Source organism: Mycobacterium liflandii, from assembly GCF_022354805.1.
Classification (GTDB): Bacteria; Actinomycetota; Actinomycetes; order Mycobacteriales; family Mycobacteriaceae; genus Mycobacterium; species Mycobacterium marinum.
Genome location: NZ_CP023138.1, coordinates 272,933 through 291,222, shown reverse-complemented (window position 1 = coordinate 291,222; position 18,290 = coordinate 272,933). Strand labels below are relative to the sequence as shown.

Annotated in this window: 16 protein-coding genes, 1 tRNA gene and 2 pseudogenes; 6 read left to right on the top strand and 13 right to left on the bottom strand. The window is 67.8% G+C overall.

Features of this window, described 5'->3' with window-relative positions; genetic code table 11:
- Position 1 precedes the first annotated feature (1 nt).
- Complete coding sequence (locus tag CKW46_RS01440) at positions 2-1,309, top strand: M1 family metallopeptidase (RefSeq protein WP_482052698.1); 1,308 nt, start codon at positions 2-4, stop codon at positions 1,307-1,309.
- 12 nt (positions 1,310-1,321) lie between these two features.
- Here the strand turns inward: CKW46_RS01440 and CKW46_RS01435 are convergent.
- Together CKW46_RS01435 and CKW46_RS01430 are read right to left on the bottom strand one after the other, a co-directional pair.
- A pseudogene (locus tag CKW46_RS01435) lies at positions 1,322-1,709 on the bottom strand (DUF2237 family protein).
- A gap of 64 nt (positions 1,710-1,773) precedes the next feature.
- On the bottom strand, positions 1,774-2,109 hold the full coding sequence (locus CKW46_RS01430; RefSeq protein ID WP_117437196.1) for a PE family protein: 336 nt from the start codon (positions 2,107-2,109) through the stop codon (positions 1,774-1,776).
- Between the two features lie 544 nt (positions 2,110-2,653).
- Here CKW46_RS01430 and CKW46_RS01425 point away from each other — a divergent pair.
- Positions 2,654-3,037, top strand: coding sequence for a hypothetical protein (locus tag CKW46_RS01425; protein WP_012396793.1), 384 nt, complete (start codon positions 2,654-2,656; stop codon positions 3,035-3,037).
- Positions 3,038-3,166: 129 nt separating this feature from the next.
- Here CKW46_RS01425 and CKW46_RS01420 read toward each other — a convergent pair whose 3' ends face one another.
- From CKW46_RS01420 to CKW46_RS01410, 3 genes and pseudogenes are all read right to left on the bottom strand, one after another.
- Positions 3,167-3,916 (bottom strand): SDR family NAD(P)-dependent oxidoreductase, encoded by a 750-nt coding sequence (locus tag CKW46_RS01420; protein WP_117437198.1) that lies wholly within the window; start codon positions 3,914-3,916, stop codon positions 3,167-3,169.
- Positions 3,913-5,151: pseudogene (locus CKW46_RS01415) on the bottom strand (MBL fold metallo-hydrolase). The gene CKW46_RS01420 and the pseudogene CKW46_RS01415 overlap by 4 nt, the downstream one beginning before the upstream one ends.
- A gap of 14 nt (positions 5,152-5,165) precedes the next feature.
- Positions 5,166-6,437: a sulfotransferase family protein gene (locus tag CKW46_RS01410; RefSeq protein ID WP_015357589.1), complete on the bottom strand. Its 1,272-nt coding sequence runs from the start codon at positions 6,435-6,437 to the stop codon at positions 5,166-5,168.
- Positions 6,438-6,565: 128 nt separating this feature from the next.
- Between CKW46_RS01410 and CKW46_RS01405 the strand changes: the two genes are divergently transcribed.
- The 3 genes from CKW46_RS01405 to CKW46_RS01395 all read left to right on the top strand — a co-directional run bounded on the left by CKW46_RS01405 (position 6,566) and on the right by CKW46_RS01395 (position 7,924).
- Entirely contained in the window at positions 6,566-7,051 is a 486-nt protein-coding gene (locus CKW46_RS01405; protein WP_482052697.1) for a TM2 domain-containing protein, read from the top strand.
- A 71-nt stretch (positions 7,052-7,122) separates the two neighbouring features.
- Positions 7,123-7,506, top strand: coding sequence for a YbjQ family protein (locus tag CKW46_RS01400; protein ID WP_117437201.1), 384 nt, complete (start codon positions 7,123-7,125; stop codon positions 7,504-7,506).
- A 58-nt stretch (positions 7,507-7,564) separates the two neighbouring features.
- Positions 7,565-7,924 carry a hypothetical protein gene (locus CKW46_RS01395; protein WP_011741970.1) on the top strand — a complete coding sequence of 120 codons (360 nt, stop codon included), beginning with the start codon at positions 7,565-7,567 and terminating at the stop codon, positions 7,922-7,924.
- Between the two features lie 91 nt (positions 7,925-8,015).
- On the opposite strand, the gene CKW46_RS01390 is transcribed toward CKW46_RS01395, so the two are convergent.
- From CKW46_RS01390 to CKW46_RS01370, 5 genes are all read right to left on the bottom strand, one after another.
- The gene (locus CKW46_RS01390) at positions 8,016-13,556 is read right to left on the bottom strand and encodes a PE family protein (protein ID WP_482052696.1); all 5,541 of its coding nucleotides are present in this window, start codon (positions 13,554-13,556) and stop codon (positions 8,016-8,018) included.
- Complete coding sequence (locus tag CKW46_RS01385) at positions 13,537-13,671, bottom strand: PE domain-containing protein (RefSeq protein WP_482052695.1); 135 nt, start codon at positions 13,669-13,671, stop codon at positions 13,537-13,539. Before CKW46_RS01385 ends, CKW46_RS01390 begins: the two co-directional genes overlap by 20 nt.
- A gap of 457 nt (positions 13,672-14,128) precedes the next feature.
- Positions 14,129-14,218: transfer RNA gene (locus CKW46_RS01380), tRNA-Ser, on the bottom strand.
- Positions 14,219-14,247: 29 nt separating this feature from the next.
- Entirely contained in the window at positions 14,248-14,706 is a 459-nt protein-coding gene (locus tag CKW46_RS01375) for a nucleoside deaminase (RefSeq protein WP_012396801.1), read from the bottom strand.
- Complete coding sequence (locus CKW46_RS01370; RefSeq protein ID WP_011741974.1) at positions 14,703-15,224, bottom strand: tRNA adenosine deaminase-associated protein; 522 nt, start codon at positions 15,222-15,224, stop codon at positions 14,703-14,705. The genes CKW46_RS01375 and CKW46_RS01370 overlap by 4 nt, the downstream gene beginning before the upstream one ends.
- A 131-nt stretch (positions 15,225-15,355) precedes the next feature.
- Between CKW46_RS01370 and CKW46_RS01365 the strand changes: the two genes are divergently transcribed.
- Positions 15,356-16,300, top strand: coding sequence for a prephenate dehydrogenase (locus tag CKW46_RS01365; protein ID WP_482053498.1), 945 nt, complete (start codon positions 15,356-15,358; stop codon positions 16,298-16,300).
- Here CKW46_RS01365 and CKW46_RS01360 read toward each other — a convergent pair.
- From CKW46_RS01360 to CKW46_RS01350, 3 genes are read right to left on the bottom strand one after another with little or no spacing between them, the layout of a single operon-like run.
- The gene (locus CKW46_RS01360) at positions 16,263-16,862 is read right to left on the bottom strand and encodes a putative glycolipid-binding domain-containing protein (protein WP_036450676.1); all 600 of its coding nucleotides are present in this window, start codon (positions 16,860-16,862) and stop codon (positions 16,263-16,265) included. The two genes, CKW46_RS01365 and CKW46_RS01360, sit on opposite strands and share 38 nt — an antisense overlap.
- Before the next feature lie 4 nt (positions 16,863-16,866).
- Complete coding sequence (locus CKW46_RS01355) at positions 16,867-17,613, bottom strand: ABC transporter permease (protein WP_015357580.1); 747 nt, start codon at positions 17,611-17,613, stop codon at positions 16,867-16,869.
- Positions 17,610-18,290 carry an ABC transporter permease gene (locus CKW46_RS01350; protein ID WP_012396805.1) on the bottom strand — a complete coding sequence of 227 codons (681 nt, stop codon included), beginning with the start codon at positions 18,288-18,290 and terminating at the stop codon, positions 17,610-17,612. Before CKW46_RS01350 ends, CKW46_RS01355 begins: the two co-directional genes overlap by 4 nt.

The window sequence follows — 18,290 nt, the reverse complement described above, 5'->3', positions numbered from 1 at the left end:
GATGCCGAAGAAAGCTATCAAAATCATCGATCCATACCTGCCCCAGAACGGCAACTTCGGCTACCGGGTTTCACGCTACGAGCTGGACCTGGAATACAAGGTTGCGATCAACCGACTGTCGGGAACGGCGACGATCACCGCGGTGACCCTGACCGAGTTGCAGGAATTCACCCTCGATCTATCCGATGCGCTGTCGGTGTCGAAGGTGTTGGTCAACGGCAAGCGCGTCGCGCGCTTTGCCAGCCGCAACGGCAAGTTGCGCATCGGGTTGACCTCGAAGCTGGCTACCGGAGTGGCGTTTTCGGTTCTCGTGCGTTACAGCGGAGCGCCGCGGCCCCTGCAAACGCTCTGGGGTGAAGTCGGATTCGAGGAACTGACCGAAGGGGCGCTGGTGGCCGGCCAACCCAACGGCGCGGCCTCGTGGTTTCCGTGTAACGACCATCCCAGCGCGAAAGCGGCGTTTCGCATCCAGATCAGCACCGAGAGCTCCTACCGGGCGATTGCCAACGGCAAGCTCGTCGGGCAGCGGGTACGGGCGTCACAGACCGTGTGGACCTACGAGCAGCCCGAACCCACCTCGACCTACCTGATCACCCTCCAGGTCGGCGTCTACGTCATGGCCCGGATGTCCAGGTCCCCGGTGCCGATCAGGGCGGCGCTGCCCGAACGGCTGCGCTCCGAGTTCGACCACGACTTCGCCGGGCAGCCGGCGATGATGCAGTTGTTCATCGATCTGTTCGGCCCGTATCCGCTGGCGAACGGATACACGGTCGTGGTCACCGACGATGCTCTGGAGATACCGCTGGAGGCGCAAGGCATCTCGATCTTCGGCGCCAATCACTGCGATGGCACCCGTTCCAGCGAACGGCTCATCGCGCACGAACTGGCGCACCAGTGGTTCGGTAACTCGGTGACGGCGCGGCGATGGTGCGACATCTGGCTGCACGAGGGATTCGCCTGCTACGCCGAGTGGCTCTGGTCGGAGCACAGCGGCGGGCCCAGCGCCGATGAGCTGGCCCGCTATCACCACCAGGAGCTGCGGGGGAAACCGCAAGACCTGCTACTGACCGATCCCGGGCCCCAACTGATGTTCGACGATCGCGTCTACAAGCGCGGCGCGTTGGCCCTGCACAGCCTGCGCGGGCGGTTGGGTGACGCGAAATTTTTCGCCCTGCTCAGGGATTGGACGAGGCGGTACCGGCACGGCACGGTCATCACCGACGACTTCACCGGCCTGGCCGCCAACTACGCCACCGAGTCGCTACGGGACTTGTGGGACACCTGGCTGTATTCGACCGCAGTGCCCTGACGCCGCCGGCCACTACAAGTTGGCCAGGTCATCGGGTACATCGACGGCGTGTTCTTGCAGCACCTCGAGTGGCACCAACTTCCAGTGCCCGCTCGTTGGTGGATGCCAGCATCACCGGCGCGGCGCAGCCGTCATAGTGGGCACGCAGCCAATTCACCGCGACGACGCACCAGCGGTCGCCTGGCAGCAGTCCGGGAAAGCGGTACTCCGGCACCGGGGTGGACAGGTCGTTGCCGATCGAACGCTGATGTTCGAGGAACTCGGCGGTCACCACCGCGCAGATCGTATGCCGGCCAACGTCCTCGGGCCCGGTAGCACAGCAGCCGTCACGATAGAACCCGGTGGGCGGCTCAGTCCCACACTGCTCCAACGGGTTACCCAGCACGTTGCGATCAGCCACCTGCCCAGTATCGCTCGTTCAGGCGCGAAATTGGCTGAAGCGGCGGGGATACCCAGCCACACGATCAGACGTTCGCCAACGCCGATCCCGACCGCCATCCGACGTCGATCAGGTTTCTGGCCACCGCCACGTCGGTGTCGGCGTACATCCGCGCGATCGCGTTGACGGCCTCGCCGGCCCTCCTGAGCTCTTCCTGCGCCGCCTGATTGAGGGCAAGCATTTGTCCGGCGTGTTTAGTGAACGCCAGCATCGCCTGGGTGGAAACCTCGTCGGCCCCAGCCGGCCGCACCGAAGTTATGGAAGTGGCCGCCGTCACGCCGGCCTGCAGACCCCGAAAGGCGCCTTCGGCCAACTGCGCACCAATATCGGCGGCGACCGGATCGATCGACATCGACTGCATCTGGTCCTCCTTAGTTGCGCGGACTTGGGCCCGATGACCGCAACGGCCGGATGAGCGCACACCAGTCCCGGATGGACCGTGACCGTGTGAGCGACACCACGACCAATGTTTATAGCGACAGTAGTAATTGGCCATAGTTGTATTCGTCAAGACTTTTACCATGGCGTTAGATTCCCGATGTTGAGCCCGGGGTAACGCCGGTAGCCGTTATGCCACCGCATATTTCGCGACTCGGCTCGTTCGGAGGCCCCTCCCGACGACTGAGCGGGCAGGACAGATGCGTGCGCTCGCAAACCGCGCCGCAGCGCTCATCGCACCCCCGGGAATCGCCGCGAGGCGGCTCCCGAACCGGCCGGCATTGCCCGCCCCCACCGATGCCGCCGGACCCGTCTTTCGAGCATCCGATGATGCGCGGCCCGCTACTGACGTTTGTCGGGCCGAGGTTTCACACGACGAAGGTGCGACGCACGCTGTACCAAAGCCGCCCCAGGGCCATACCCCCTCGGGTTTGCTGGCAAATCTACTTCGCGGTAGGTTCAGCCGCGTGATACTTACCGGTGCCTTTCTCGCGGACGCCGCTGCCGCGGTAGACAACAAACTCAACGTGTCGGGCGGCGTGCTGTCCCGTTTCGCGGTCGGGCCTGATCGTCTGGCCCGGTTTGTCCTGGTAGTGCTGACCCAGTCGAACCCGGGCAGCACGGATCGGCAGCTCACTGTCGAGGCACGGCCTCCCGCGGATGCCGAAGCCACCCGGCTGCAATTCGAGGTTCCGGAGGCCGCCGTGGCCGAGTTTCCGGGCTTCGCCTTCTTCGAGATCCAGCTGCGCCTTCCCATCGACGGCCGCTGGGAACTCGTGGCCAGCTCCGACACCGGGTCGGTCACGCTTCCGGTGCTGGTCACCGAGATGCCCCAACAGTTGGGCTTCTAGGCCCCCGTCAGTACCCTCCCCGGCCGCCCATCGGGGTCTGTGAGCGCCAGAAACGCGGTCCGATCGGGAAGCGGGCTCGGGACATCGGCGGTGACTTCCGGGGCATAGCCGTTGCCCTGCAGCGTCGCCTCAGACGCAATCCGACGCGCCGTCGACAACGAACACCGCCCCGTTGGTGTAGCTGCTGTGTTCGGTGCACAGGAACGCCACCGTGGGTGCGATGTCGCCGACTGATCCGAAGCGGCGCACCGGAATATGAGCAAGCTCCGCATCCACCAGCTCGGTCGCGAGATGCATCGGCGCGGTCATCGGGGTATCGATCGTGCCCGGCGCCACGGCATTTACCCGGATGCCCTTGGCCGCCCACTTGACCGCCAGGTTTCTGGTGACACAGATGATTCCCGCCTCGGCGGCTCCGTAGCCGGGGACCAAGGTGACCGCGCGCAATGCCGACATCGATGCCATGTTGACCACGCTGGCGCCTCCCACCGCGGTCGATGCCTTCAGCGAGCGGTAGAGACCCATGGTCAGCCGGTACGGACCGGTCAGATTGAGCTGTACCGAAGCGTCAAAACCATCCGGCTTCGATTCATCAAGTCCCCCAGGGAAATTCGCGCCGGCGTTGTTGACCAGGACATCCAGCCGGTCGAAGTGCTGTGTCAGCTGGGCTATCGAATCCGGGTCGGTGAGCTGCAGTTGCCGGTAAGTCATGCCGGACAAGTCGGTGTCGTAGTCCGCGGACCCCGGCTTGGTTCCGGTGACGGTGACCTGGGCCCCCGCGTCCCGGAACAGCATCGCGATCCCATGTCCGATCCCGCTGGTACCGCCGGTGATCAGGGCCGCAGTCCCAGTGAAATCGAAGCTCACCCGCGCCGTCATGAGTGGCTCGCTATCTGATGCTCTAGCCATGCGCTTTCCCAGAAGTTGGTACTGCAGGCGAGCAGGTTTTCGTGGGCTTGTCTGAGTACCTCACGGGCGCCCGGGTGGTCCCGCTCGATCAGCTCGGCAAGGTGGATCGCTTGCACCCGGGCGGCCGGAGACCAGATGAGCGCGGGCTCGATCCACAATCGCATCCGCGCCCGCCAGGTCCACCACATCGGCGGCGACAGCGTCGAATCCCACCGGATACAGCTCGGTTGTCGAGCGATGGTGGAACCAGCCCGAGTAGTTCTCCCAGATCGCCCGCACGTCCCAGGCCACCGTCCCATATCCCTGGCCGACGTCGTATTCGGCGGGGAGCACGATCTCGCGCATCAGGGTTTCCACATCCTTGCCGGCGTTCATCCCGGCGACGGTCTGATCGTGGACGTATGTGATGGCGTCGCGCAGTCGGGTGAGCTCGCAATAGATGAGCTCGGCGCCGGTGATCGGGTCAAAATGACCGGTCACCAGAATTTCGGGGCGCAGCGCGCGCACCCGCTCGATCGAGGCGATGGCAGCCAGCGCGTCGCGGTACCGGTCGCCACGCATGGTGACGAGGTTGGGGATGTGGCCGAATAGCGGACCAAAGGTATTTCCGCACAGACATATTCGTTCCTCCGGCAGCCAGACCACCAACGAGTCGGTCGTTTCTCCCCCCGGTACCGACACCAGCTCCATCCGTCGGCCGCCGACTTCCAGGACGAGCGTGTCCGCGAAATCAAGATCGACGTTGGGCACGCTCTGGCCGGCAGGCGGGTGGTACCGAGACGTCGCTGGATCGCCTGGATGCCGGCGCTCAGCGTGTCTTTGAAGGCGAAGGCACTGCGGCTGGCCCGATACGGGATGAGGCGCTCGTTGTCGTCGCGCCAGAGGGTCCAGTTCGCTTGTGCGACAACCTTTGTCTCGGGGTCGCGCACGCTGTCCAGGCCACCGACGTGGTCCACGTGGCCCTGGGTCAAGATGATGTAGCGCACCGGCGAGCAGTCCACGGCATCGAAATTCGCGCGGTGCACCGGGCCCTCAAATCCCATCCCTGTGTTGACCACCACCCGACCGTCAGCGGTGGTCAGCAAGTAGGAGTTCGACAGTCCCAGTGAACACCACAAGCCTGGCGCGATCTGCTCAGCCCGCTCAGCGGCCGCCGGGCGCATCGCATCGGCGCCCGGCCTGCTGCGGTAGACCGGTTCGAACATCGCGGTCGTCTCCTTCACTCGGGGCGGACATCAAACCTGTCGAAATAGAAGTCGAACCGTTCCCGAAGTTGCTCGGCCGAGCTGCCGAAATGACGTTGCAGGTGGTAGCGCACCCGACCGTGCTTGCCGCGCGGATTGCCGTCCAGGTACTGCTGAAACAGTCCGCGAACCTTCGGGGTTATCGCGACGCCGCTGCACCGGTAAAGCTCGTCCAGCAGCGCCATTTCGTTGCCGTTGAGCTGATGGAAGCCGATGTCGATGCTGCGGTCGGGCGGCACAATGTCACGGTCACGCACGCAGGCCCACAGCAGTGGATACACGCGGTCGCTCCAGTAGTCCAGCAGCCAGCCGGCGTCGATGCTGGTGCGGCGCAGCCGGTCAGAGTAGGCCATCATGGTGATGGTCGACTGGATCACCGCCACCGGATCACGGTGCGTGAAAGCCACCGTGGCGTCGGGAAAGGTCGCCATCAACGGGCCCAGCTGCTCGCAATGCTGCGGGCTCTTGAGGACCCAGGTTTGCGGGCCGCGCAGAAACGTCAGCGCCTGCAGCACCTTCTTCAGGTAGGCGTAATGGCGGCGTTGGTCGAGCCCCAGATAGTAGTCGCGCCAATCGGGCACCCGCGCATGCCATTCCAGGACATAGGAGGCCAGGTCCAGGTCGAGGAGCTCCACTTCTTCCTCGATCGCTTCGGGAAACCGGTCATGCATGGCGGCCACCACCGGAGCGGTGGCCATCAATGCATCATGCTCGGTTTTGGCCCTGGTGTAGCGCGGGTCCACGCCGAAGATGTCGGGGCCTTGGCCTCGGGCCGGGATCGGGTCTTGACTCTCCCAGTACGGCAGCGCACGCCGGCGCGGATCGGCAGCGAGCAGATTCACCAGATGGGTGGTGCCCGACCTCGGCATGCCCACCACGACGAACGGTTTTTCGATCCGGATCGATTCGATCTCGGGGTATCGGCGGATGAGGTCGGTCAATGAGAGGCGGTTGCGCAGCAGCCGAACCACTCGCTGCCGCAAGGACGAGCGGGTGAGCTGGGTGAGACCTTGGTCGCCTTCGATCGCTGCCACATGGGCCCTCAAGCGGTTTCCGAAGCCGTCGGTGTCGCCAAGGTCGTCGCCGACCCCGGCCTGGTCCACAGCTTCGGCGAGCAGTGCCGCGATGTCGAATTCGACGTGTCTGGACTCGGTGAACTGCAGAACCTGGCGCTGGACGTCGGTCAGCACGGGCCTCGTCAGATCGTCAAAGTCGATGTCAGCGATGTCAGTGCTGGAAGGTTCCACCGGATCCCCACTTCGACTTCGACATACTCCAAAGACGGTAGCCGCGGGTGTGGCCGTTTCGTCAAGCGACACCGGCTGGGGCCGGGGTAGCGTGGGGAGGCGAGATTACGAGGGGGTAGTGCTAGCCGATGGCGACACCGAATCAACCCGGAGGTTCCTCCGACGAGCCCCCCTGGGTCGGGCAGCCTTACGGCCAGCCGGGCCCCAATCCCCAGTTCCCACCGTCATGGGGGTATCCGGCTCAACCCGGGGGCCAGCCACAGCCATACCCCGGCAACCCGTCGTACCCGTACCCCAATTTCGCCCAGGCGCCAGATCCGCAGGCGCCCTTTGGACGCGATGCGATCAGCGGTGTGCTCCTTTCCGATAAGTCGGCCGCCACCGCCGGACTGCTGCAGCTGTTTTTCGGTTTCGCCGGGATCGGCCGGTTCTACGTCGGCTCGAATTCCGTTGCCACGGCTCAGTTGTGCCTCGGACTCGGCGGCCTGGCCTTCACCGTTTTCTGCCTCATCGGCTTTCCGTTTCTCATTGCCGCGGTGCTGTGGGGAATCGTTGACGCGATCATGATCTTCACCGGCAACGTTGCCGACAGCTACGGCCGCAAGCTGCGCTAGGCGCCCCGCCCACGCAGCGGTAGTCTGCAGCGCAATCACGTCGTATCGAACGTCCGCAGAAAGGTGGCCCGGTGCTCGTTGTCACGACCAATGACATTCCCGGTTGGGAAATCCAGCGGGTGTGCGGCGAAGTCTTCGGACTGACCGTTCGTTCCCGAAATGCCTTCTCCCAGATAGGCGCCGGATTCAAATCGATGTTCGGCGACGAGTTGCAGGGCATGACCAAGAACCTGGCCGAGAGCCGCAATGAGGCGATGGCCCGGCTGATGACCGAGGCCCGCAACAAGGGCGGCAACGCGATTATCGGGATGCGCTTCGACACCACCGAGCTCGGTGACGTATGGACCGAGATCTGCGCGTACGGCACTGCGGTGCAGGCGGTGCCGGTCACCGATGCCGCACGCTACACCGCGTCGCAGCTCGGTTATGGCGGCGCACCCCAGCCTCAGCAATAGCCGCGGGGCGCTCCGAGCCCCGCCGAGCGTGCCGTGACCATGGCTGTAGGTTCGGGGAGTGATAGTGGGGGCTTTTCTAGCCGAAGCGGCCGCTGCGGTGGATAACAAGCTCAACGTATCCGGCGGCGTTTTGTACCGATACTGGGTCGACACCGACCGGGCAGCACGGTTTCTGCTGGTGGTGTTGACCCAGACCGAAACCGACGACCCCCACCAGCGGATCGAAGTCGAGATCAGACCTCCTACCGATGACGAACCCCTGCTGATGGGATTCGAGCTGCCCGACGCCGCAACCACCGCCGAGGTCGGGTTCGCCATCTTCAACGTTGAGGTGAGCCTGCCCGTCGACGGCCGTTGGGTAATTGTGGTGACCGGAGGAGCGGGAGCGATCTCGCTTCCGTTGTTGATCAGCGGGTAAAACGGGCCCGGCTCGGCTAGATCCCAGTTATTCGCTTGTCCTGCAGGCCATCTTCTAACGCCGGACCGGGAATGGTTGGGTGTGGCATCGCTCAGCCCGGGTTGCCTGGTTCACCGTTGATCCCGTTATCGGAAGGCGCGCCACCCGCGCCCGTCCCGCCGAGGCCTCCGAACCCACCGCCGCCGCCTTGGCCGCCGATGACACCGAACCCGCCGTCACCACCGTCGCCGCCGTCGCCGCCGAAGCCGCCTAGTTTGCCATCGCCGCCTATCCCTCCAACGCCACCGGTACCGCCGGAGCCACCAGTGCCGCTTCCGCTAGCGCTACCGCCGCCGCCGTCACCGCCGGTGCCGCCACTGCCGCCGACCGTGAACAACGTGTCGCCCCGACCACCATTGCCGCCGGCCCCGCCGGCGCCTCCGACACCACCTACCCCGTCCTCGGTGGCACCTCCCAAGCCGCCGGAACTGCCCGCCCCGCCAACTCCACCATTTATGACGATGGTGCCGATAGCGGCATTGCCACCCTTGCCGCCGATACCACCGGCGCCGCCGACACCATCCCCGAATGCTTGACCACCGTTGCCACCGTTGCCACCGAGGCCGCCGCCCTCGCCCGCGCCGCCGGTGGCGTTTCCTCCGGCGCCTCCGGCCCCTCCTGCGCCTCCGGTGCCGTAGGTGCCAGTGGCGCCCGACGCTCCGCCGTCGGTACCGGCACCACCTGCCCCGCCCAGACCGCCCGAGCCGCCGTTGCCGCCGAGGCCGCCATTCGACGGGATGATGCCATCGCTACCCGCTCCGCCGGCCCCGCCGGCCCCGCCGGCACCACCGGTGCCGCCCTTGCCACCGTCGCCGCCACCAACTCCATTCACGCCGGCTCCACCGGCACCACCCTTACCGCCATCGCCACCTTGGGAGCCGAAACCGCCGGTAGCTCCTGCCCCCACGCCATCTGCTCCCGACGCGCCGACACTGCCGTTCCCGCCGGCCCCGCCATCGCCGCCGTGGCCGGCATCGCCAGCGGCACTAGCGCCATTGACGCCGGCAAGTCCTGCGGCGCCGCCAGCCCCGCCATCGCCGCCGTTGATACGGAAACCGCTCGGGTGGATATGGCCATCGCCGCCGCGGCCACCCACTCCGCCGTCACCGCCGTCACCGTTACGTGCGCCGCTGCCCCCACCGGCGCCTCCATTCCCGCCGGCCCCGGCGTCGCCGCCAGCCCCGGGGCCAGGGACACCCGGGCTGGCGGTGCCGTTCGCGCCGGCCCCGCCATTGCCGCCGGCACCGCCGTCACCGTTAACACCACCGACGCCACCGGAGTCACCGCCGGTTCCCCCGGCACCACCTGCGCCACCGATACCACCGGCAGCACCGGTGTTGAATCCGCCGCTTAGGCCTGCACCGCCGGCACCGCCCGCACCGGCGTGCCCGCCGTCACCAGCTGAACCCGCGATACCCGCACCGGCGCCCGCGGCACCACCAGCGCCGCCATCGCCGCCGGCTCCACCACCACCGGCCGTAGCCGCACTATCGCCACCGAGGCCGCCAACACCGCCCGCGCCACCGGCACCGCCGTCTCCGTTGACGCCAGTAGACCCGGCGCTGCCGCCAGCACCGCCAGCCCCGCCCATGCCGCCGTCGTAACCGAACAGGCCCGGTCCTTCGGCATTGCCGCCGGCGCCCCCGACGCCGCCATCGCCGCCGGCACCGCCGGCACCCGTGTTACCCGCACTGCCACCGCTGCCACCCGTGCCGGCCGCACCACCGGAACCGGCCGCACCACCGGCACCACCTGCGCCGCCGTCGCCGCCGTCCACGCTAGCGGGGACGCCGCTGGCCCCGGCACCACCCGTGCCGCCTGCGCCGCCTGCACCGCCAGCACCGCCGCTGCCGTTGACTCCGCCCGCAACACCATTGCCGCCGACGCCACCAGCTCCACTGGCACCCCCGGCCTTCCCGGCCGTGCCCGGGTCGCCCGAGACCACTCCTGCGCTGCCGTCGTCACCAGCGCCACCAGCACCCCCGGCGCCACCATCACCAGCGCTACCGGCTGCACCCGCAGCGCCTCCGGTGCCGCCGGTTCCCGCCGCGCCACCAGTTCCGGCGGCGCCACCAGTACCGCCGGTTCCGCCGTCACCGCCGGCCACACCGGCGCCGATACCACTGGCCCCGGCACCGCCGCCGCCACCGGCACCACCGTTGCCGCCAGCACCACCAGCACCGTTGACGCCGTTGAACGCGGCGCTGCCGCCGGCACCACCAGCACCACCAGCCCACCCGGCCGTACCCGAGTCACCCGGGTTGACGCCTACGCCACCGTGGTCGCCGGCGCCACCAGCACCGCCGGCACCACCGGCGCCACCGGTACCCCAAGCTCCCGTGGTACCTCCGCCGCCTGGGAACCCTGCCGCACCGCCGGTCCCTCCGGCGCCACCGGCACCACCATCAATGCCAGCACCGATGCCGCTGCCCCCGGCCCCGCCAGCGCCTGCCGCGCCACCGTTTCCGCTGGCGCCACCGACGCCGTCAACACCTCCGGCGCCACCGCCACCGCCAGCCCCGCCATCGCCGCCGCGGGCACCGGCCGCGCCGCTGCCGTCGATACCGGCACCGCCGAACCCGCCAGCACCGCCGTCACCTGCGCTGCCACCCGTGCCGCCGGCGCCCACACCGAAGCCTGCGTTGCCGCCGTTACCGCCCGCGCCTCCGGCACCACCCACACCGGACGTGCTCGTGCTGGAGCCACCATCACCGCCACGGCCACCGATACCGCCGGCGCCGCCGTCACCGTTGACACCGCCCACACCACCGGAGTCACCACCGGTTCCCCCGGCACCACCAGCGCCACCGATCCCGCCAGCCGCACCGGTGTTGAAGCCGCCACTGAGTCCCTCACCACCGGCACCACCGGCACCGGCGTGGCCACCATCACCACCGAGACCCGCAGCCCCGACACCGCCACCCGCGGCGCCACCCGCACCGCCATCACCACCAACACCACCGGAGCCCGCCACGGTCGCACTAGCGCCACCGGCCCCACCCGCAGCCCCGGCACCCCCATCACCACCGGAGCCATTAACACCGCCGGCCCCGGCACTACCCCCAACGCCACCAGCACCACCGGAGCCACCAGCAAAACCGGCCTGGCCCGCCAGGCTGGCATCACTACCCGCACCACCAGCGCCACCATCACCACCGGTACCGGACACACCCGCAGCACCGCCGACGCCACCGGTACCGGCCGCGCCACCGACGCCGGCCGCACCCCCAGCACCCCCGGTCCCGCCGTCACCGCCGGCCACACCCGCACCCACACCACTGGCCCCGGCGCCACCGCCACCACCAACGCCACCAGCACCACCAGCACCGCCAGCACCGTTCACGCCACCACCAACACCGTTACCGCCCGCACCGCCAGCGCCCCCAGCGCCACCGGCAAAACCAACCGCACCCGCCTCACCCGGCGCAACACCAGACACACCCTGGTCACCGGCGCCACCCGCACCACCAGCGCCACCAAAGCCACCATTACCGTCAGCACCGGCCACAAACCCACTGCCACCAGCACCCGCAGCACCACCGATGCCACCATCACCACCGGCACCACCAGCTAGGCCCGCACCGACCGCGCTGGCACCACTACCGCCACCACCGGCGGCACCACCACTACCCCCGGCACCACCGGTGCCGGTGGCCTCGGCCGCACCGCCGACACCGCCAGCCCCACCATCGCCGCCGCGGGCACCGGCCGCACCACCACCATCGATACCGGCACCACCGAACCCACCGAACCCGCCATCACCGGCCTGACCACCCGTACCGCCCGCACCAGCAACCATGCCGCTATCACCGCCGGCACCGCCAGCACCCCCAGCACCACCCACACCGGCCACCGTGGTGCTCGAACCACCATCACCACCACGGCCACCGCCACCACCAGCACCGCCGTCACCGTTGACACCGCCCACACCACCGGAGTCACCACCGGTTCCCCCGGCACCACCAGCGCCACCGATCCCGCCAGCCGCACCGGTGTTGAAGCCGCCACTGAGTCCCTCACCACCGGCACCACCGGCACCGGCGTGGCCACCATCACCACCGAGACCCGCAGCCCCGACACCGCCACCCGCGGCGCCACCCGCACCGCCATCACCACCGGAGCCCGCCACGGTCGCACTAGCGCCACCGGCCCCACCCGCAGCCCCGGCACCCCCATCACCACCGGAGCCATTAACACCGCCGGCCCCGGCACTACCCCCAACGCCACCAGCACCACCGGAGCCACCAGCAAAACCGGCCTGGCCCGCCAGGCTGGCATCACTACCCGCACCATCAGCGCCACCAGCACCGCCGGTACCGGCCACACCCGCAGCACCGCCGGTGCCACCAGTACCGGCCGCGCCACCCACGCCGGCCGCACCCCCAGCACCCCCGGTCCCGCCGTCACCGCTGGCCACACCCGCACCCACACCACTAGCCCCCGCGCCACCGCCACCACCAACGCCGCCAGCACCACCAGCGCCGCCAGCACCGTTCACGCCACCACCAACACCGTTACCGCCCGCACCGCCAGCGCCCCCGGCACCACCGGCAAAACCAACCGCACCCGCCTCACCCGGCGCAACACCAGAAACACCCTGGTCACCGGCGCCACCCGCACCACCAGCGCCACCAGCACCGCCAACACCGGCACCCGCGGTCTGCCCGGCGTTACCCCACAGCCATCCACCGGAGCCTCCGGAACCCCCGGCACCGGCGGCACCACCGGCGCCGCCATCGCCACTAGCACCGCCCGCCATATCGAAGCCCACACCGCTGGCCCCGGCACCTCCGCCGCCGCCTAGCCCGCCCGAAGCGCCCTCGCCACCGACCCCGCCGGCGCCGAACAACAACGATCGGCTCGCACCCCCGACAACACCAGCACCACCCGCGCCACCGACACCGCCAATACCTCCCCTGCCTCCTGGAGTACCGCTGTCGACGCCAGCTGCCCCACCACCACCGACCCCGCCCGCACCGCCGGCTCCGCCGGTGCCAAACAACAACGAACGCGCCACACCCCCGGCGCCACCAGCACCACCATGCCCGCCGATGCCACCGGCGCCGGCACCCACGCCCCCAGCACCACCCACACCACCGGAGCCACCCGCACCCCACAACCAGCCACCACTGCCCCCGGCCCCACCAGACCCGCCGGTCATACCCGCAGCACCGACGCCACCGGCACCACCCACGCCACCGGTGCCGATAAGACCCGCGGAACCACCGGCTCCACCGTTGGCTCCGGCCGCCCCCGACCCACCATTTCCGCCGTTGCCCCACAAGATCCCGCCGGCCCCACCGGCCTGCCCAGTGCCCGCGACCCCATCAACTCCATTACCGATCAACGGACGGCCGAACAACGCCATACTCGGCGCATTGACCACCCCCAGCGCCTGCTGTTCGAGCTCCTGCAACGGCCACATATTCAGCGCCTCGGCCTGCCCATAGGCGCTCCCGCCCGCGGTCAGCGCCCGCACGAAGTCGTCGTGGAGCAACGCCACCCGAGCACCCATCGCCTGGTACTCCCGACCGAAACCACCAAACAATTCCGCAATCGCGGCCGACACCTCATCACCGGCAGCCGGCAACACCCCCCACCGTGGCACCGGCCGCCGCCAGATTGGCCTCCCGAAGCCCCGCACCCAGACCCGCCAAATCCCGAGCAGCCGCCTTCAACAGACCCGGACCCACCGAAACAAACGACATCACACCACTCCTCTGCGATAGGCGGGCACCATCGGAAAAATGGGCTAAACCGCTCGTCACCCATCGGCTCCAGTGCCGATTCCCGCGTATCGTAAGTAGCGATGTGGCGAAATATATTGCCACACAGGTTATTTGAAACAAATCTGTCTAGTACGTGAAACCAATGTCTCGAACGGGAAGGCGCCGCCTCAAAACGGCTCTAGGCCGAGACCACACGTTGAAGGGACGCGACACCCGCCACTGGAGGGAGCAGTGGCTGGAGAGTTCTATGGTCGACCCGGTGCGTCACCGTTCGCGCGACCACGATGGCCACGGAGCTGTGATGCTGCCCGGCCTTGGTCCGCTCGTCGAAGATTGCGCGCCAATCCACGCCAAGAACAAAAACCCCGGCCGACGGCCGGGGAATCTGTAGCCGATGACGTGACCCGTGGTGTCACCCACGGGTCGACTCATCGCTTGGCGGTGGCGGAGGGATTTGAACCCTCGGACGGTTTTAGCCGTCACACGCTTTCGAGGCGTGCTCCTTAGGCCGCTCGGACACGCCACCGCCGAGCAGCTTACCGAACCGATGGCCCGTCACCCCAATCGCTGGCGGCCGAAGAACTCTTCCAGGGGCGCAGCGCACTCCTGCGCGAGGACACCACCGCGCACTTGCGGGCGGTGATTAAGCCGACGATCGCGCACCACATCCCACAAGGAACCGACCGCGCCAGTCTTGGGTTCCCACGCACCGAACACCAAACGAGCCACCCGCGCCAGCACCAGAGCACCCGCACACATGGTGCACGGTTCGACCGTTACCGCCAGCGTGGCGCCTTCGAGCCGCCACCCATCCCCGAGCACTCGCGCCGCCGCCCGCAACGCCAGGATCTCGGCGTGGGCGGTCGGATCGCCGAGTTCCTCGCGGGCGTTTACCGCGCGGGCGAGTTCGGTCCCGTCAGCGGAGATCACCACCGCACCGATGGGTACGTCGCGCGGACCGGCCGTCGCTGCTGCCGCCAGGGCGGCGCGGACCAGATCTTCGTCCGCGATCACCGACCGAGGCGGTCGATTATCGCCGACAGCTGCTCCGCGAAGCCCATTTCCCGGGCGATGCGGCCGAGTTGTTCGTCGGCGTAGAGGTCAGTCTCGTCGAGGATGACCCCCAGCACGGCCTCGGGCAGGCCGATATCTGCCAGCAGGCCCAAATCGCCTTCCTCGAACGGGTCGGCATCCTCGAGGTCCTCGGGATCTATTTCAGAGTCCAGGCTGTCTAGGACTTCAGCCGCGATGTCGTAGTCAAGTGCCGCGGTGGCGTCCGACAACAGCAGCCGTGTCCCTGAAGGCGCCGGACGCAGGATGACAAAGAACTCGTCATCGATGTCCAGGAGCCCGAAGACAGCTCCCGAGCTGCGCAATTCCCGCAGCTCGGTTTCGGCCTCCGACAGCGTGGCCAAGGCCTTCGGACTCATCGCGGCGCAACGCCATTTGCCTTCTTCACGAACCACGGCAACGCCGAAACCGTCCGGCGTTTCCGCGGACGGGCCTTTCGCTGCGGCCCGTTGTGCTCCCATGGGCGCTTACGGTAGTCGCTGGCCAGGTTTGTGACCAGATGACCCTTGACCAGCGCCGCTGGGCAAGCGCGGCGGCGGACACGCACAAGCAATACAAGTGTGCCAACCTTGGGACTGTGCAGACGACACCCGTGTGTGTACTCGGGCTGGGCTTGATCGGTGGTTCCATCATGCGGGCCACCGCTGCAGCAGATCGTGTGGTCTTCGGCTACAACCGGTCGGTGGAAGGCGCCAACGGCGCCCAGTCGGACGGATTTGAGGCCACCACCGATCTCGCCGAAACACTGGCCCGGGCCGCCGACACCACCGCATTGATTGTGCTGGCCGTTCCTATGCCGGCGTTGCCGAGCATGCTGACCCACATCCGCGAGTTGGCCCCTAACTGCCCGCTGACCGACGTGACCAGCGTCAAGACCGCCGTCTTGGAGGAAGTCATCGAGGCCGGTCTGCGCGAGCGCTTCGTCGGCGGTCACCCGATGACCGGCACCGCACACTCCGGTTGGGGGGCTGGTCACGGCGCCCTATTCACGCGGGCACCCTGGGTCGTCAGCGTCGACGACCACGTGGATCCCGTGGTGTGGTCGATGGTGATGCAGCTGGCGCTGGACTGCGGAGCGGTGGTCGTGCCGGCCAAGTCCGACGAGCACGACGCGGCCGCGGCGGCGATCTCACACCTGCCCCACCTGCTCGCCGAGGCACTGGCGGTCACCGCCGCCGAAGTCCCCCTGGCTTTTGCTCTGGCCGCGGGTTCGTTCCGGGACGCCACCCGCGTTGCCGGCACCGCTCCCGACCTGGTTCGGGCGATGTGCGAGGCCAACACCGGACAGTTGGTGCCGGCTGCGGACCGAATCATCGAATTGCTCAACCGCGCACGCGATTCGTTGGCCTGCAATGGCTCGGTGGCCGACCTGGTCGACGCGGGCAACGCCGCGCGCACCCGCTACGAGAGCTTCCCGCGCTCCGACATCTCCACGGTGACGATCGGCGAGCCGCGCTGGCGCGAACGACTGGCGGCGGCCGGCCGGGCGGGCGGCGTGATCAAATCCGCTCTGCCAAGCCTGGATAGTCCAGGATGAAACCTTCATCGTCGACGGTCACGGTGGTATCGGCGACCGGGGAGCGCAACTTGATGCCATCCAGGCGGCCCTCACTGCTGTAGCTCACGGTGGCCGCGTCGACACTCATCTCCGGCACGTTGACGTAGACCATCGGCAAGGTGATCATCTCCGCACGCTCGTGGATTCCGAGGCGCCGGATCGGCAGCGCGTTGAAGAACGGGCTGAACACCAGGTCGATGTCCAGCGCGCCGTTGTACCCCGCTCGGCTCTCACCCTGGTGGTCGGTGACCAACCACATGTTCTCTTCGTCCCGGGCGATCGCGAGCTGACGTTCCCGCTCGGCCAGCGTGACGGTCAGTCCGAACCGCTTGGTGGCGCCGGTCTCGTCGGTCTGCAGATCGTAGAAAGCGCCGAATGCGGGATTGCTGGCGGTAGCGGCCGCCACAATGCGGCCATTTGCCCTGATCCGCTTGCCGGACACCTGAATTCGTACCGATTCCATGCGCGAGACGTCTTGAGCACGCCACGTCAACATAGCCGTCCAGAGGCGCCGAGCCGGATCAGAGGAAACTGAGTTCACATCTCTACCGTAGGACGTGTGAACCAACCGCGGCGGAATTGGGACTAACTGCAACGTCAATTCGGTCATCTGGCTGGTGCCAGAACCTGCTCACGCGGCCGGTACCGGGCACCGACGCCCATCCCGCCAACGCCAGCAGCCCGTCCAAAGACAGCGCCAGCGCCGCCACCATCAGCGCACCGACTAAGGCGATATGGAACTGACGTTCCTTGATCCCATCGATCAGGTAGCGGCCCAGCCCGCCCAGGCTGGCGTAGGCAGCCACCGTCGCGGTGGCAACCACCTGCAGCGTCGCGCTGCGCAACCCGCCGAGTATCAGTGGCAGGGCGTTGGGCATCTCGACGCGCAACACCACCTGGGCCTCGGTCATCCCCATCGCACGGGCGGCATCGACCACCAGCGGGTCGACGCTGGCGATGCCCGCGTAGGTGCCGGCAAGTAGCGGCGGCATGCCCAACAGCATCAGCGCGACTATCGGCGGCCCCAGACCCAGCCCGAACAACAGCACACCGAGCAGCAACACGCCCAGCGTCGGCAAGGCGCGCAGCCCGTTGACCGCGCTCACCACCAGCAACTGACCACGGCCGGTGTGGCCGATGATCAACCCAATCGGTATGGCAACCAGTGCCGACGCCGTCACGGCCAGCGCGGTGTATTCCAGGTGCTCGGCGGTACGGTGAGCCAGGCCGGCCGATCCGGTCCAATTTGCGGCGGTGGACAAGTAGGACAGCGCCTGTTGCAGGAAGTTCATCGAGCCCCACCCACGATCGGAGATCTGAACCGACGCCGGCCACGCGAGCTGCGCTCCCACGGCGTGGCCAACCTGCCGGCCACGTTGAGCACCATGTCGATCAGAATGGCCAGGACAAACATCACGGTGATGCCGGCCACGATCTGGTCACTCTTGTCCATCAGGTAACCCGCGGTGAACCAGGTGCCCAGACCGCCGATGCCGATCACCGCCCCCACCGAAACCATCGCGATATTGGTCACGACGACCACCCGCAGGCCGGATACCAGCACCGGAATTGACAGCGGCAGTTCGACTTTCAGCATTCGCGCAATCGGCGAATAGCCGACCGCCACGGCGGCATCCCGGACCTGCGCGGGCACCGCATCCAGGGCCTCCAGCACCGCACGCACCAGCAGGGCGGTGGTGTAGGCCGACAGCGCGATGATCACGTTCGCCTCTTGCAGGATCCGCGTCTTGATGATCAGCGGCAACACCACGAACAGCGCGAGCGACGGGATGGTGAAGACCACGCTGGCGGTTGCCGTCGTCAACCGACGAAGCGTCGGTGCGTGCTGCACGAACAAGCCCAGCGGGATCGCGATCGCCGTACCGATCAGCACCGGAATCAACGACAGCCGCAGATGGACCATGGTCAGCGCCCAGGCGGTGCCGAGGTGGGTCATCAAGTAATGCAT

What these genes read in the sequence shown, in the direction of transcription:
- CKW46_RS01440 (WP_482052698.1), top strand. Translation starts at nt 2, where the DNA reads ATGCCGAAGAAAGCTATCAAAATCATCGATCCATACCTGCCCCAGAAC.
- CKW46_RS01430 (WP_117437196.1), bottom strand. Translation starts at nt 2,109, where the DNA reads ATGCAGTCGATGTCGATCGATCCGGTCGCCGCCGATATTGGTGCGCAG.
- CKW46_RS01420 (WP_117437198.1), bottom strand. Translation starts at nt 3,916, where the DNA reads ATGACGGCGCGGGTGAGCTTCGATTTCACTGGGACTGCGGCCCTGATC.
- CKW46_RS01405 (WP_482052697.1), top strand. Translation starts at nt 6,566, where the DNA reads ATGGCGACACCGAATCAACCCGGAGGTTCCTCCGACGAGCCCCCCTGG.
- CKW46_RS01385 (WP_482052695.1), bottom strand. Translation starts at nt 13,671, where the DNA reads ATGTCGTTTGTTTCGGTGGGTCCGGGTCTGTTGAAGGCGGCTGCTCGG.
- CKW46_RS01370 (WP_011741974.1), bottom strand. Translation starts at nt 15,224, where the DNA reads ATGGGAGCACAACGGGCCGCAGCGAAAGGCCCGTCCGCGGAAACGCCG.
- CKW46_RS01355 (WP_015357580.1), bottom strand. Translation starts at nt 17,613, where the DNA reads ATGAACTTCCTGCAACAGGCGCTGTCCTACTTGTCCACCGCCGCAAAT.
- CKW46_RS01350 (WP_012396805.1), bottom strand. Translation starts at nt 18,290, where the DNA reads ATGCATTACTTGATGACCCACCTCGGCACCGCCTGGGCGCTGACCATG.